The 15328-nt window shown below is 59.6% G+C and carries 14 protein-coding genes; 5 read left to right on the top strand and 9 right to left on the bottom strand.

The features are described 5' to 3' along the window. Window positions 1-85 precede the first annotated feature (85 nt). The 4 genes from A3C3_RS0123160 to A3C3_RS39005 all read left to right on the top strand — a co-directional run bounded on the left by A3C3_RS0123160 (window position 86) and on the right by A3C3_RS39005 (window position 6174). Window positions 86-3472: a hybrid sensor histidine kinase/response regulator gene (locus A3C3_RS0123160; RefSeq protein ID WP_022716968.1), complete on the top strand. Its 3387-nt coding sequence runs from the start codon at window positions 86-88 to the stop codon at window positions 3470-3472. Continuing rightward, entirely contained in the window at window positions 3465-4382 is a 918-nt protein-coding gene (locus tag A3C3_RS0123155) for a response regulator transcription factor (RefSeq protein ID WP_022716967.1), read from the top strand. The genes A3C3_RS0123160 and A3C3_RS0123155 overlap by 8 nt, the downstream gene beginning before the upstream one ends. Before the next feature lie 81 nt (window positions 4383-4463). Further along, window positions 4464-4850 (top strand): GNAT family N-acetyltransferase, encoded by a 387-nt coding sequence (locus tag A3C3_RS0123150; RefSeq protein WP_233450675.1) that lies wholly within the window; start codon window positions 4464-4466, stop codon window positions 4848-4850. Window positions 4851-4989: 139 nt separating this feature from the next. After that, complete coding sequence (locus tag A3C3_RS39005; protein WP_022716965.1) at window positions 4990-6174, top strand: acyltransferase family protein; 1185 nt, start codon at window positions 4990-4992, stop codon at window positions 6172-6174. Window positions 6175-6200: 26 nt separating this feature from the next. On the opposite strand, the gene A3C3_RS0123140 is transcribed toward A3C3_RS39005, so the two are convergent. The 8 genes from A3C3_RS0123140 to A3C3_RS0123100 form a co-directional block, all read right to left on the bottom strand. Next, the gene (locus A3C3_RS0123140) at window positions 6201-7169 is read right to left on the bottom strand and encodes a 2-hydroxyacid dehydrogenase (protein ID WP_022716964.1); all 969 of its coding nucleotides are present in this window, start codon (window positions 7167-7169) and stop codon (window positions 6201-6203) included. Window positions 7170-7304: 135 nt separating this feature from the next. Next, window positions 7305-8426 carry a branched-chain amino acid ABC transporter substrate-binding protein gene (locus A3C3_RS0123135; protein WP_022716963.1) on the bottom strand — a complete coding sequence of 374 codons (1122 nt, stop codon included), beginning with the start codon at window positions 8424-8426 and terminating at the stop codon, window positions 7305-7307. Between the two features lie 120 nt (window positions 8427-8546). Further along, entirely contained in the window at window positions 8547-8900 is a 354-nt protein-coding gene (locus tag A3C3_RS0123130) for a DUF6867 family protein (protein WP_022716962.1), read from the bottom strand. A gap of 24 nt (window positions 8901-8924) precedes the next feature. Next, the gene (locus tag A3C3_RS0123125; RefSeq protein WP_022716961.1) at window positions 8925-9653 is read right to left on the bottom strand and encodes an ABC transporter ATP-binding protein; all 729 of its coding nucleotides are present in this window, start codon (window positions 9651-9653) and stop codon (window positions 8925-8927) included. Beyond that, window positions 9653-10531: an ABC transporter ATP-binding protein gene (locus tag A3C3_RS0123120; protein WP_022716960.1), complete on the bottom strand. Its 879-nt coding sequence runs from the start codon at window positions 10529-10531 to the stop codon at window positions 9653-9655. The genes A3C3_RS0123125 and A3C3_RS0123120 overlap by 1 nt, the downstream gene beginning before the upstream one ends. Continuing rightward, the gene (gene livM / locus A3C3_RS0123115; RefSeq protein ID WP_022716959.1) at window positions 10531-11922 is read right to left on the bottom strand and encodes a high-affinity branched-chain amino acid ABC transporter permease LivM; all 1392 of its coding nucleotides are present in this window, start codon (window positions 11920-11922) and stop codon (window positions 10531-10533) included. The genes A3C3_RS0123120 and livM overlap by 1 nt, the downstream gene beginning before the upstream one ends. Window positions 11923-11926: 4 nt before the next feature. Next, complete coding sequence (locus A3C3_RS0123110; RefSeq protein ID WP_022716958.1) at window positions 11927-12829, bottom strand: branched-chain amino acid ABC transporter permease; 903 nt, start codon at window positions 12827-12829, stop codon at window positions 11927-11929. A 398-nt stretch (window positions 12830-13227) separates the two neighbouring features. Beyond that, window positions 13228-13548 (bottom strand): VOC family protein, encoded by a 321-nt coding sequence (locus A3C3_RS0123100; RefSeq protein WP_233450712.1) that lies wholly within the window; start codon window positions 13546-13548, stop codon window positions 13228-13230. A gap of 403 nt (window positions 13549-13951) precedes the next feature. Between A3C3_RS0123100 and A3C3_RS0123095 the strand changes: the two genes are divergently transcribed. Continuing rightward, window positions 13952-14434 (top strand): methyltransferase family protein, encoded by a 483-nt coding sequence (locus A3C3_RS0123095; RefSeq protein ID WP_022716956.1) that lies wholly within the window; start codon window positions 13952-13954, stop codon window positions 14432-14434. Between the two features lie 147 nt (window positions 14435-14581). Here the strand turns inward: A3C3_RS0123095 and A3C3_RS0123090 are convergent, their stop codons facing one another. Further along, entirely contained in the window at window positions 14582-15271 is a 690-nt protein-coding gene (locus tag A3C3_RS0123090; protein ID WP_022716955.1) for a VOC family protein, read from the bottom strand. Window positions 15272-15328 lie beyond the last annotated feature (57 nt).

Below are 15328 nucleotides of genomic sequence, written 5' to 3'. Positions count from 1 at the left end.
GCGGGTGCACCTCTTGCGTTTTCCGTCATTCCTGCCAAAGCTGCCTATTCAATGATCATTTTATCGAGAGTGCTAGAAAATAGGCATGGCAGCGCGCCAACGCATCATTCCGGTGAGACGCGAATATAATCGCTGGGTCGCGAACCAGACGCTGGAAGACTATGCGCTGCGCTTCACCGCCAAGGGCGCCCGGCAATTTTCCTCGCAGCGCATCTCGCAGACGGCGATCGGTGCGATTTCCTTTCTCGCGCTCGAAGCCATCGGCGGTGCCATCACACTCTCCTATGGCACGACCAACGCATTCTTCGCGATCGTCGTCGCCTCGATCGCCATGCTCGCGATCGGCCTGCCGATCAGCCGCTATGCAATCAGGCACGGTGTTGACATCGATCTCCTGACGCGCGGCGCAAGCTTCGGCTATATCGGCTCGACGATCACCTCGCTGATCTATGCCAGCTTCACCTTCATGCTCTTTGCGATCGAAGCTTCGATCATGTCCGGCGCGCTGGAACTGACGCTCGGCATCCCGCTCTGGATCGGCTACATCGTCAGCGCCGTCATGGTGATCCCGCTGGTGACCTACGGCGTCAAGCTGATCAGCAGGTTCCAGCTCGTCACCCAGCCCTTCTGGATCGTGCTCAATATCCTTCCCTTCATCTTCATCGCGCTCCTGGACTGGGAAAAATTCGATCTCTGGCGCGCCTTCGCCGGCATTCGCCACGCTTCAGGCCCGCCGGGTACAATCGCGGATTTCAACCTGATGGAGTTCGGCGCCGCTTCGGCCGTGATCCTTGCCCTCATGTCCCAGATCGGCGAACAGGCGGACTTTCTCCGCTTCCTGCCGCCGGACGGGCAGCGCAAATTGCGTCATCGGCTCGCGGTCTTTCTGGCCGGCCCCGGCTGGGTGATCATCGGCGCACCGAAGTTGCTTGCCGGCTCCTTTCTCGTCGTGCTGACGTTAAGTGCCGGCGTTCCCGTCGACCGCGCCGCCGATCCGGCGCAGATGTATCTGACCGCTTTCGGCTACATGATCCCCTGGCATATCGGAGCATTGCTGCTGATGGCGGCCTTCGTCGTCGTTTCGCAGTTGAAGATCAACGTGATGAACGCCTATGCCGGCTCGCTCGCGTGGTCGAACTTTTTCTCGCGCCTGACACATAGCCACCCCGGCCGCGTCATCTGGCTGATCTTCAACGTGGCGATCGCCTTGCTTCTCATGGAACTCGGCATCTACCGGCTGCTTGAGGAAACGCTCGGGATATTCTCGATCATCGCCATGGCCTGGCTCTGCACGATTTCGGCTGATCTCTTCATCAACAAGCCGCTCGGTCTTGCGCCGCCCGGCATCGAGTTCAAGCGCGCACATCTCTACGACATCAACCCGGTCGGCCTCGGCGCCATGGGTCTTTCCGCGACGATGGCGCTGATTGCGCATTTCGGCGCCTTCGGCGCAATCGCCGCTTCGCTTGCACCTTACATCACCCTGGTGATCGCGCTCACAGCCTCGCCGCTGATCGCCTGGGCGACGAAGGGCAAGTTCTATCTGGCGCGCAAACCGCGTCACAGCTGGAAGAACCTGACGAACATCACCTGCTCCGTCTGCGAACATCCGTTCGAGCCGGAGGACATGGCCTGGTGCCCGGCCTATGCAGCGCCGATTTGCTCGCTCTGCTGCTCGCTCGACAGCCGCTGCCATGACATGTGCAAGCCGAAGGCGCGTTTCAACACGCAGGTGGGCACCGTCGCCAAGGCCTTGCTGCCGGAGACGGTGATCGAGAAATTGTCGACCCGCCTCGGACGTTACGGCATCGCCGTGGTTCTGGCCCTGACAGCGGTCGGCGCAATCCTTGCGATGATTGCCCATCAGGTCGCCTCGGCCTCTCCGGAAACGGCGGAGGTCGTCAACGGCACGATCCTCATCGTCTTCTTCGTCTTCTCCGTCATCGCCGGCGTCGTCTGCTGGTTCTACGTGCTGGCGCATGACAGCCGCGTCGTCGCCGAAGAGGAATCTTCGCGTCAAAATACTCTGCTGCTGAGGGAAATCGCCGCGCATAAAAAGACCGACGCAGCGCTTCAGAATGCCAAGGAGGCGGCAGAAGCCGCGAACAGGGCGAAAAGCCGCTATGTCGTGGGCTTGAGCCATGAGCTGCGTACGCCGCTCAACGCAGTGCTCGGCTACGCCCAGATTCTGGAGCGAGACGAGACCATCCCTGCGCCGCGCCAGTCATCCATCAAGGTCATCCGCCGCAGCGCCGAGCATCTTTCCGGCCTGATCGACGGTTTGCTGGACATTTCCAAGATCGAGGCGGGCCGCCTGCAGGTCTATTCGAATGAAATCAACATCCACGATTTCCTCGACCAGATCGTCGACATGTTCCGCCCGCAGGCGCAGGCGAAGGGTCTTGCTTTCAGGCATGACCGCTCTCAGTCTCTGCCGCAGTTCGTCCGCACCGACGAGAAACGCTTGCGCCAAATCCTCGTCAATCTGCTTTCGAACGCCATCAAGTTTACCGACGAGGGGAGCGTGACCTTCGATGTCGGCTATCGCAGCCAGGTCGCGACCTTCACCGTTTCCGACACCGGTCGCGGCATTGCCGAAAAGGACCTAAGCCGCATCTACGAGCCGTTCCAGCGGGGTGAGGCCGATAGCATCCGCCCCATGCCGGGGCTTGGATTAGGCCTGACGATTACGCAACTCCTCACCAACACGCTCGGCGGCGAAATCGCCGTCAGCAGCGAGAAGGACAAGGGTTCGACCTTCCGCGTTCGCCTGATGCTATTTGCCGTGATGCGCGAAATGATCGCGCCGCCCCAGGAAAAGAAGATCGTCGGCTATGACGGCCCGCGTCGGACGATCGTCGTCGTCGACGACAACGAAGATCATCGCGAGATGATGCGGGAAATCCTGGTGCCGCTCGATTTCGTCATGCTGACGGCGGGCAACGGCCCCGACTGCCTCACCCTGATCGAAGGCATCCAGCCGGATCTCTTCCTCGTCGATATTTCGATGCCCGGCATGAACGGCTGGCAACTCGTATCGCGTCTGCGCGAAACCGGCCAGACCTCCCCGATCGTCATGCTCTCCGCCAATATCGGAGACGCCGCAGCCGCCGCCGACAGCGACGGCAGCCACAGCGATGCAATCGGCAAGCCGGTCGATATCAAGCAGCTTCGCGACAAGCTGGCGCTGCATCTTGGCCTGAAGTGGATTTATGCCGACGCCGCCCAGGCAACCGTTCCCGTGGCTCAGCCGCCGATGAAAAGCCCCGGTTCCGCGCATATCGAGGAATTGCTCCGCCTCGGCGAGATCGGCTACATCCGCGGGATCGAAGCCAAGCTCGCAGATCTTGCCAAGGTGGAGGCAAATCAGCCATTTACGGATGAACTCCGCACTTATGTCGCCGCCTTCGATCTCGCCGGCTTCATGACTTTCCTGCACGGCTTCGACGAAAAGGTAGAAACCATTGGCTGAACCGGCCCTCCCCCGCGATATTGTTCTGCTGGTCGACGACTCCCCCGAGGCGCTGGGCTTCTTGACCGATGCGTTGGAGCAGTCCGGTTTTTCCGTGCTGATCGCAACCTCGGGCTCCGCGGCCTTGAACATCGTCGAGCGCATCACGCCGGATCTGATCCTGCTCGATGCGGTCATGCCTTCGATGGATGGCTTCGAGACCTGCCGCAAGCTGAAGGCCAATGCGGCCGTCAGCCAGGTGCCGGTGATCTTCATGACCGGTCTCACCGAAACCGAACACGTCGTCCACGCGCTGGAATCCGGCGGCGTCGACTATCTGACCAAGCCGATCAATATCGATGAGCTTCGCGCCCGCATTCGGGTGCATCTACGCAACGCGCGTTCGGCGCAAAGCGCCCGCGTGGCCCTTGACGCTGCTGGACGTCACCTGCTTGCCGTCAAAGGCGACGGTGCCGTTCACTGGTCGACGCCGCAGGCAACTCGCCTCGTCAATGCAGCGATGGGCAGTGACGACGGTATGGACATCGTCACCAATCACATTGCCGAGTGGATGAAAATGCGCGCGGCAGCCGGGCGCGATGCCGTCATCTCCATTGCGAACGCGGGCCAGGCAACGCTTCAACTCGGTTTCCTTGGAACCATCGGACCCGACGAATATCTCTTCCGCCTGACCGCCGCCAATCAACGCAGCGACGACGCCGTGCTTCGCCAGCATTTCTCCCTGACCCAGAGAGAATCCGAGGTGCTGCTCTGGATCGCCAAGGGCAAGGCGAACCGCGATATCGGTGAAATTTTGGGATTGTCGGCACGCACGGTGAACAAGCACCTGGAGCAGATCTACGTGAAGCTTGGCGTCGAAAACCGGGCCTCGGCTGCGGTTAAGGCGGCGCATGTGCTGCATGAGATATGAGCGTCTGGGCACGAGATCCCGACACGGCAAAGGCTGGAGATATTGATCCGGAGGGCGAAAGAACGGGATATCGCACGCATCGTGGAAATCCGAAACAGCGTTCGTGAAAACAGGCTATCCGATCCCGGCAAGATTACACTCGACGATCTGCGCTGGTTTATTGCAAACCCGGGAATATTCGTCTGGGAACAGGATGGCGATGTCCAAGGCTTTTCCGCCGGCGACCCGCGCAACGGCAACATCTGGGCACTGTTTGTCGATGATGCTTACGCAAAGCGCGGTATCGGAACGGCCCTTCTTGCCAGCGCCTGTTCGGTCCTGAAGGATGCAGGCCATGATCGCATCTGGCTGACAACAGACCCGGGAACAAGAGCCGAGAAGCTCTATCGTCTAGCTGGCTGGGAACTGATTGGCGAGAAGGACAACGAACTGCTTTTCGAACTGAACCTGCCGGCCGGCAGTGCCTGATTGGCACGCATTTCTTCAGTGGCTGGGGATCCGCGCAGTCCGGAAGGAGGAATATTTTTACCAAGCTTAGGCAGCGATCCTTAAATCCTTTGCGCTTATGCAAAAGGCACCTTAGGCGATTGAGCGGCAGGCGGCGGGCATGAAAAGCAGGCTTTACTATGTGGATCGGCTGAGGATCTTCGCCTTCGCGATTCTGCTTGTCTACCATTCGTCGGCGTCCTTCCTGCCCGACATCAACTGGCTGATCCACAGCGACAAGACAAGCACCACGCTTTCGCTGGTCATGGACTTCCCGCGCGCTTGGCGGCTTGCGCTATTATTTTTCGTCTCGGGCATGGGAGCGGCCTTTACCTTCGGCTCGGCAGCCAGCCTGTCCTTCCTGCGCAAGCGCACGTTTCGTCTGCTGATACCCCTCCTCTTTGCTATGGCAGTGATCGTTGTGCCGCAGGTGTGGTACGAACGAATGTACGAGAACGGCTATCAGGGTTCACTTCTCGAATTCTGGACGACCCGCTACTTCACCGAAGGCCGCTATCCCAAGGGCAACTTCACCTGGGCGCATATGTGGTTCGTCGCCTATCTGTTGGTCATGTCAGTGATCTGCTATCCCATCTTCGGATATCTGGTCCAGCCCGGAAACAAGATCGCAGCCTGGTTCGAACGCACTTCGAAAACCGGCTTCATCTACCTCTTCTTCCTGCTGCCGCTCGCACTAAACCTCGCGCTTTCACCTTTCTTTCCGAAGCAAACGAACGCCCTTTACAATGACGGCGCGTGGTTTGCCGTTTGGGCAAGCTGGTTCGGACTGGGCTTTCTCATGGCCCGCTATCACAGTGTGCTAATCGAAACGATCGTCGGCCGGCGCTTCGTCAGTGCAGCGATCGCTTTGGTGACAAGCGGGCTGCTCTATCGCTACGCCTGGATGGTGCCGGAGGACCAGGCGATCGGCAGCTACGCGCAAAATACGCCGCTATTCAAGGCAGGGATCTTCTTGCTGGCCTGGAGCATGATCCTGACGCTCGTTGGATTTGCGGCTCGTCACTTCAATCAGCCCAGCGAAAAGCTTGCTGCGATGAACCGGCTGGTATTCCCGCTGTACATCGTCCATCAAACCGTAACGGTAGCCGCCCTGTACTATGTCCTACCGCTCGATATGCCGGTCGCCGTGAGCTATTCGATCGTTACGGCCGCCACTATCCTGCTTTCGGTGCTGTTGGCCGTCTGTGTCGACCTCCTGCCTGGCCCGGCACGTGTCCTGTTCGGCTTGAGCGGTCATGGCAGGAAGATTGCAGCAAGCGAGCCCGATCGTCAGCTCTCGCGATAGGTCATCCTGCGCCAAAAGGAACGAAATCAAACGACGCGATCGGGCGGCTCACGCCCGTCGAAAAAGGCGGTGATGTTTTCCACCACCTTCATGCCCATGGCTGTTCGGGTCTCCTCCGTCGCGCTGCCGAGATGCGGCAGCAGGACGACATTCTCCATCGACTTCAGCTTTTCCGGCACCTGCGGCTCCGCTTCGTAGACGTCGAGCCCCGCGCCGCGGATGCTGCCGATCTGAAGGGCGCTGATCAGTGCCGCCTCGTCGACCACGTCGCCGCGCGCCGTATTGATCAGGAACGCGCCTGGCTTCATCGCCGCAAAGCGCGCTGCATTCATCAGATGCCGGTTCTCCGCACCGCCGGGGCAATGGAGCGAAACGAAATCGGACGCGGCCAGCACCTCCTCCATCGTCGCCAGCTGGCGAGCCCCATAGCGCGCAGCCTCCGCGGCATCGATCGTCGAGCGATTGTAGAAGACGACGTCCATCCCGAAGCCGGAATGGCAGCGCTGCGCAAAGGCCCTACCGATACGGCCGAATCCGATGATCCCGACCGTCTTGCCGGCTACCTTTGTGCCGATCATATGCGTCGGGCACCAGCCCTTCCACGCGCCGTCGCGAAGCTGGCGCTCGCCCTCCCCGCCCCGGCGGGCAACGGCGAGCAGGAGCAGCATTGCAATGTCCGCAGTGCAGTCGGTGAGGACGCCGGGCGTATTGGTGACCAAGATACCTTTCGCCTTGGCGGCGGCGATCTCGATGTGATTGTAGCCCACGCCGAAATTTCCGAGAATTTTCGTGCGGATATCGCCTTCGAAAACGCTGGCAGGCAGCTTGTCGGAAACGGTGGGAAGGACCGCATCATAGGCTGCCATCGCCTGCCGCATTTGGTCGAGACCAAGCGGAATATCCTTCTCGTTGAAGGTTACGTCGAAACGTTCGGCAAGGGCGGCTTCTGCCGCGGCGGGCCAGCGGCGGGTGACGAGGATGCGCGGTCGGGACATTGGTGCTTCCGTCTCAAAATTCTACGCCTCAAAGAACTAGAGGATGACCGCAAGAATTGAAACGCCTGTCGAAAAAGAAAGAAGCCCGGTCAAGACCGGGCTTCCGTAAACGGTACTGGACCGTGCAAGCGAAGCTTACATACCCTGCGGGAAGTAGCTGTACTTGCCGTCCGGACCCTTCTTCCATTCGTACATGATGTAGCCCGGAATCTTCGGGTCACCCTTTTCGTCGAAGGAGATGTCGCCGAGAACGGTCGGGAACGGACCCTTTTCCTTCATCGCGGTTGCGACAGCTTCCGCATCAGTCGAACCAGCCGCCTTGGCAGCACCGGCGATCGCCTGCATGGCAGCGTAGGAATAGAGAGTATAAGCTTCCGGGTTGAAGCCGGCAGCCTTGAACTTCTCAACGAGTTCCTTGTTGGCCGGGTTGAGCGTCGGATCCGGGCCGAAGGTATTCAGCGTACCGGCAACTGCGTCGCCAGCGATAGAAGCAAGTTCGTTCGAGACGATACCGTCGCCAGAAACGAGCGTTGCCTTCAGGCCCTGGTCGGCAGCCTGACGGATGATGAGACCGGCTTCGGTGTGCAGACCACCCCAATAGATGATCGAGACGCCGGCTTCCTTCATCTTTGCGATGAGGGCGGAGAAGTCCTTGTCGCCGACATTGATGCCTTCATACATGGCTTCGGTGACGCCAGCAGCGTTCAGAGACTTCTTGGTCTCGTCGGCAAGACCCTGACCGTAAGGTGTCTTGTCGTGAACGACAGCGATCTTGGCGTCCTTGAAATGATCGGCAAGATACTTACCGGCAATCGCGCCCTGCTGGTCGTCACGACCGCAGGTACGGAATGTGTTCCACAGGCCGCGCTCGGTGAACACCGGGTTCGTTGCAGCCGGGGTGATTTCGAGGATGCCGTTTTCAGCATAGACTTCAGACGCGGGGATCGAAACGCCCGAGTTGAAGTGGCCGATTACGAACTTCACGCCGTCAGCGACGAACTTGTTGGCGACCGAGATGCCCTGCTTCGGGTCGGAGACGTCGTCACCGAGTTCGAGCTTGATCTGCTCGCCGTTGATGCCGCCTGCGGCGTTGATATCAGCGACTGCCTGCTCGGCACCCTTCTGAAGCTGAGCGCCGAACGCAGCGTTCGGGCCAGTCAGAGGACCGCCGACGCCAATGAGAATGTCGGCCCAGGCGTTGCCGCTGAAGGCGAGCATCGCCGTCAGTGCCACCGCCGACAGAAGAGATTTCTTCATATTTTTACTCCCAATTTTTGGGCGGGTTCCGGTCCTAGACCCGGCGCATTACCCACCATTGACTGCGCCAGGAAAGCTGTTCCACTCTGAAGGCAATTCATGCCTAGTTTCAACGGACTGTCAATGTTTGTTCTTCCACGAGAACGCGGAAGTTTTTTCGTACAGCCAGTAATAGTTGTTGACCATCTGATTGGTGCGGCGATAACGGAAACCCGCCGTCGAGAAGACGAGCAGCAGCACAAAATCTATGACATAAAAGAAGGCGCTGAGCATTGGCCCGTTGAAGAGCGCATGATGCAGGAACTGCATCACCCAGGCGAGCAGGAAGGTGTAGACGACGACCAGCGGATAATTGCTCCAGCTTTCAGCTGCAGCCCTGCCGGCGCGCCATGCCGTCCAGAACCCGATCAGCACGACCAGCCCGCGGATGACCATCCGCACGCCCGTATCCGGTTCGAAGAAAAGTCCCTGCATATCAAACTCTCCCTTCTGCCCGGCTCAATGTCTTCCGCCTTCGAGATAGGCGGCACGGACTTCCGGATTGGCGAGCAGTTCCTTGCCGGACCCGCTCATCGTTACCTTGCCGTTCACCATCACGTAAGCGCGGTGCGAGAGCTTCAGGGCAGCAAATGCATTCTGCTCGACGAGGAAAACGGTGAGGCCTTCCTGCTCGTTGAGCTTCTTAATCGCCTCGAAAATACCCTTGACGATCAGCGGCGCGAGACCGAGCGACGGCTCGTCGAGAAGCAGGAGCTTCGGGCGCGCCATCAGCGCACGGCCGATCGACAGCATCTGCTGCTCGCCGCCGGAAAGCGTGCCGCCGCGCTGCGCGTGGCGTTCCTTGAGGCGCGGGAACAGCGTAAAGATCTTCTCGACGTCCTCGTTGAAATGTTTGAGGTTGTCGAGGCCCGCACCCATCTGCAGGTTTTCCGTGACGGTCATACGCGGGAAGATGCGGCGGCCTTCCGGCGACTGCGCAATGCGAAGCCGCGCGATGTCATGCGTCGGCATGCGAGTGATGTCGCGCCCTTCGAAGATCACCGCGCCAGTGCGCGCCTGCGGGCTGCCGCAGATTGTCATCATCAGCGTCGACTTTCCGGCGCCGTTGGCGCCGATGAGGCTGACGATCTCACCCTTGTTGACGTCGACATCGATGCCCGCGAGCGCACGGATATTGCCGTAATAGGTTTCGACGCCCTGAACCTTGAGAAGCTGTTCGCCGGCCATCAGTTTGCGCCCCCTTCGAGGCTCTCGACAGTTGCGATGACCTCTTCCACTTCCTTATCCTCGACACCGAGATAGGCCGCGATGACCTTCGGGTCGTTCTTCACATGCTCCGGCGTGCCGTCGGAAATCTTCTGCCCGTATTCCAGCACCACGACATGGTCGGAGATTTCCATGACCACCGACATATCGTGTTCGATGAGCAGGATCGACGTACCGGTATCGGCGCGAATTCCCTGCAGCAATGCGTTGAGAGCCGCCGATTCACGCGGATTGAGGCCGGCGGCGGGCTCGTCGAGGCAGAGCAATTCCGGCTCCGTGCACATGGCGCGGGCGATTTCGAGACGCCGCTGCGCGCCATAGGGCAGATCGCCTGCAGGATCGTCGGCGCGGCTGATCAGATCGGCCTTTTCCAGCCAGAAGCGTGCGAGCTCGATGGATGCTGCAGCCTCTTTCCTGTACGGGCCGATGTTGAGAAGGCCGAGGATCGTATAGCCCGATGCCTTCATCAGCTTGTTGTGCTGGGCAACGAGCAGGTTCTCCAGAACAGTGAGGCCTGAGAATAGGCGGATGTTCTGGAAGGTACGCGCGACACGAGCTTCCTTGGTGATGCGGAAATCCGGCAGGCGCTCGAGCAGGTACTGCTTTCCGCTCTGCTGGTTCAGTGTGATCATTCCCATCGTCGGCTTGTAGAAGCCGGTGATGCAGTTGAAGACGGTCGTCTTGCCGGCGCCGTTCGGCCCGATCAGCGCGGTAATGTCACCGCGCTTGGCTTCGAAGGACAGGTCGTTGATGGCCATGAGGCCACCGAACTTCATCGACAGATGCTCGACCTTGAGCAGGGTATCGCTGGACATTGTCGTCATTTCTGCGGGGCTCATCAGCCGTGCCCCTCCTTGATAAAGCTTCCGGAAACTGCCCTGCGCTCCTTGAGGAAGGCAGTCGGTTCACGCGAGCCGACGAAGCCGCGCGGCTTGAACAGCATGACGACGACCATGGCGAGGCCGAAGAGAAGCATGCGGTAGAGTTCCGGCGTGAAATCCGGACCGAAGACGGCTTTCAGGAAGTCCATCTCGCGCAGCAATTCTGTCCCGCCGACCATGACGAGCGCAGCAATCGCAATACCGGTCAGCGAGCCCATGCCGCCGAGGACGACGATGGCCAGGATGACGGCCGATTCCAGGAACACGAAGGATTCCGGAGAGACGAAGCCCTGGCGCACTGCGAAGAACGAGCCGGCAACGCCGCCGAACATCGCACCGGTCGCAAAGGCTGTGAGCTTGGTCGTGACCGTATTGATGCCGAGCGAACGGCAGGCGATTTCGTCTTCGCGCAGCGCTTCCCAGGCACGGCCGATCGGCATGCGGCGAAGCCTGATCGTGACGTAGGCCGTCAGCATGCAGAGGCCCAGGATCAGATAGAAGAGGAAGATCTTGTAATAGGCCGACGACATCGGAAGGCCCATGAGCTTGGCAAAGCCGCCCGACGTCGCATCGAAAGGAATGCCGAACAGCGTCGCCTTCGGGATGCCCGAGATGCCGAAGGTGCCCTTGGTCACGGCCGTCCAGTTGATGAGCACGAGACGGATGATTTCACCGAAGGCGAGTGTCACGATGGCGAGATAGTCGCCGCGCAAACGCAGGACGGGGAAGCCGAGGATGACACCCCAAAGCGCCGCCAGGATGCCCGACATCGGCAGCAGAAGCCAGAAGGACAGGCCGAAATAGCTGGAGAGCAGCGCATAGGAATAGGCACCGACCGCGTAGAAGGCGACGTAACCGAGGTCGAGCAGACCGGCAAGGCCGACGACGATGTTCAGGCCCCATGCGAGCATCACATAGATGAGAATCTGGATGCCGAAGTTGTCGACCCATTTCAGCGAGCCTTGCGCACCGAAAGCCGCGTAGATGGCCACCGGATAGAGCAGAAGCGCGACCAGCGCGATTTTCAGGAAATGCTGGCGGAGAAAACCCTTCTCGGTCGAGATGTCGAGCTCGCCGTGCTTCGCCTTGGCAAGCTTGCGCTTGTCGATGTTCGGCTTGACGAAAACGACTATCACGAAGCGGCTGATCGCAGCGATCGCCACGAAGATCGCAAGCAGGCCCCAGCGCTGAACGATGATGAGCTCGTTGTTGATGTTCTGGTCGGTCTTGAGGCCGACATAGAGAACGAACAGACCGAGGGAAAGGAGGGCCGCGAATAAGGCTTCCGTAAGGCCTTTCTGGACAAGCCCGGGTGCGGGCTTGCCAGCAGAATTTTCGATGTTTGCCATGATGTTATACCTTCTCGACTTCCGGCCGTCCGAGAATGCCGGTCGGCTTGAAGATCAGGACGAAAGCGAGGATCGCAAAAGTCGCGACATCCTTGTAGGCGATCGTGAAGTAGGCGGACCAGAGCGATTCGATGAGGCCGATCATCAGTCCGCCGAGAACGGCACCCGGCAACGACCCGATGCCGCCGAGAACGGCTGCGGTAAACGCCTTGACGCCCGGCGTGAAGCCGTCGTTGAACGAGGCGACGCCATAATACATCAGGTACATCGTGCCGGCGACAGCGGCGAGCGCCGCGCCCATAATGAAGGTGATGGAGATCGTCTGATCGACATTGACGCCGAGAAGAGCGGCCATCTTGCGGTCCTGCTCCGTCGCGCGCTGGGCGCGTCCGAGCGCCGTGCGGTTGACGATGTACCAGAAGGCGGCCAGCAGCACCACGGTGATGAGGATGATGATGATCTGCTTCAGCGAGATCGAAATACCGCCGATATTGTAAACCGAACCCACGAGCGGCGGAATCGGCTTGTTGCGCGGACCCTGCGTCACCTGGATGAAGTTGGACAGCGTGATCGACATGCCGATCGCGGTGATCAGCGGCGCCAAGCGGAAGGAACCGCGCAGCGGCCGGTATGCAACACGCTCGATCGTCCAATTCCACAAACTCGTCATCAGCATCGCAACGATCAGCATCAGCAGCAGAAGAACTGCGACCGGAAAGCCTGCAAAGATGGATGTGAGAACGAGAAAGACGATTAGAGCTGCGAAACCACCGAGCATGAAGATATCGCCATGGGCGAAATTGATCATGCCGATAATGCCATAAACCATCGTGTAGCCAATAGCGACAAGGCCATAGATGGATCCGAGCGTCAGCCCATTGAAGAGCTGCTGGACGAAATACTCCATATGTCATTTCCCCTGGATGCGAGCCAACATGACTGCATCTCTTTTTGGTCTGTAGTTCCCTTTTATCGGAACCTCATATGCGGCATCCATACCGTTTTCCGCGAAAATGTGAAGACAAAAAGGCTTTACTGGGTCAGATTCTTGGCGAAACGGACGTAAATGGCGCGTTTCGGACCAAAATCCACATTAAAGAGGCATTCCCTGAGGAAATTTTAGCCAGAAACCGGCTGTGCATTAACCAAATCGCCTGCGGGGCGGGCAAGGCGAGCAGCTTTAAGGATGGCACTTATTCCATAAAACCGGAACTTTTGGCAAATTCCTACGAAATACAAAGGCCAAACGCAAAAAAGTTTCAGAACGGCCTGTGGGGCGTTGCAATAACGCGCCAGTGCCAACTCTCACGGATTCCAGCCGCTGCTGCCATAAGGACGCGTGATGATTTCGAGCAGGTGACCGTTCGGATCTTCGAAATAGAGACCGCGTCCGCCGTCATGGTCATTGGTTTCGCCTGGCTTTCTCTGGCCAGGATCAGCCCAGTAACGAAGGTTTCGCTCTCGAATTCGATTGAATATCGCGTTGAATTCTGCGTCACCGACCAGGAAGGCGTAGTGTTGGCGTACGATCTCACCTTTCGTATTCATATAGTCGAGATTTGCATCGTTGTCGGTCGTGACCATGTGGAACGGCCCCCAGCTCCGCGGCGGCGACAGACCCAGCATATCGGCCAGGAAATCTGCCGAGGCCTTACTGTCTCGAGCCGACAGGATGGTATGATTGAAATGGATGGCCATATTGGTCTCACGGAAAAGAGTCGGAGCTTCAACGCGGTGGGTTCCGCCGGTTAACACGCCCGCCCGCCCTTTGTTCCAGGCAGTCACCCTTTGAGCTGAGGCGGGGCGGATCTTGCGCGATTACAAAGGTCAGCCGCTTCATCGGAAAACATGCATCTTAAGTCAAAATCCGTCGCGTCTCTGGAGCTGACATTTGCATAGCGAGAAGTGTCGGCCGAATCCGATCCTTGGCTGTCCACCCTCTGACTTCAAATCTCTTTCGAAGCAACGTAAGCTCCCACTGGTGGTAGGGCCCAGGTAGGCCAGGGGAGCAGATCGGGCGGGTTGCGGCATGAACGAGGTAAGCGGGAATTGGCGCGACAGTTCAGGCGCGGCGGTACGGCCGCCGATCGCCTGGGCGCTCGCTGTAATTGCCGCGCTCGCGCTCGACTGGCTCTATCAGCTGCCGTTCCTGCCGGCCGCGATGCCGGCCGGCGCGCTTGGCGGCATCGTGTTCCTCGCCGGCCTGGCGCTGCTGATCTGGGCGGCGGGAACCTTCCGCCGTGCGGGGACGCAGATCCAGACCACCCAACCAACGGCGACGATTGTCGACGAGGGACCTTATCGCTTCACGCGCAACCCGATCTATATCGGCATGTTCCTCGGCCTCATCGGCTTGGCCATCGCCATCGACAGTCTGTGGCTCATCCTCCTATTGGTGCCGTTCTATCTCGTCATCCGCTACGGCGTGGTCGCCCGCGAGGAGGCCTATCTCGAGCGGAAGTTCGGCGACGTCTATCTCGCCTACAAAGCCCGCGTCCGGCGGTGGCTGTAGCGAACGAAGAGGGATAGACCTGCTGGAACCCACCCGCAGAACGGGCGAGACGCGGCATTCGCGGCATCATTGGCAATGTCCGGTCTCGGTGGCGCAAAACAGACATGCCTTTGCAACGACCGTCGTGGTTGCCGTCCGTACCGCCCCTTACGATGGCAGCTGCTTGCCGGCCTGCTCGCTGACGATGTACTCGGCGTACCAGTCCGGCCAGCCCTCATCGTACTCGCCTGTCAGCTTCTCGTGCTCGCCGTGCGCGGTAGCCGCACGCCGGAGGGCGGCCGCGAGCTCTGTGGACGAGGTGAATGTCGTGTCGTCGGCGTTCACACGTCCGGGCAATCGGGCGGTAATCTCCTGGAGCAACCAGCCGTTACCATCTGGATCGCTGAATGAGGCGAACGAACGGTAGCTGCGATGCTCGGGATCCGGACCAGGGATCCGGAGCCGCCCAAACAGGTAGGGTTCGTCGGTGCCAGCGTACACGCCGCTGGCGTCGTGGAACACCTCGCTGACCTCGACCCCGTGGCCGAGCAACTCGCGTCGGGCGGCGTTGATGTCGGAGACGATTAGGTATAAGCCCCGCGCGGAGCCGGGTGCTGCTGCGGTGACGTTCTGGCCGAAGATAACCGAGCACCCGGAGCCAGGCGGCGTAAACTGGATTACGCGAAAGCCCTCATCGGCGGCGAAATCGGCGTCGAGCCTCCAACCCAGATCGCTGTAAAAGCCCTTAGCGCGATCCACGTCCGAAACAGGAATAACGACGATCTCGAGCTTCATGTCGATCGTCTGCGTTCTTGGAGTCTCGACAACAGTTTTGCTGTGCTCCTGGCTATTGCTCATGTGGAGCTCCTTAGGTTCGCAGCCTTCAGGGCGGCGGCACATGCCCAGTCGAGTGGA

The sequence above is a fragment of the Rhizobium mongolense USDA 1844 genome (assembly GCF_000419765.1).
In the GTDB taxonomy this organism is placed as follows: Bacteria; Pseudomonadota; Alphaproteobacteria; order Rhizobiales; family Rhizobiaceae; genus Rhizobium; species Rhizobium mongolense.
This window is presented reverse-complemented; position numbering and strand designations above follow the sequence as displayed.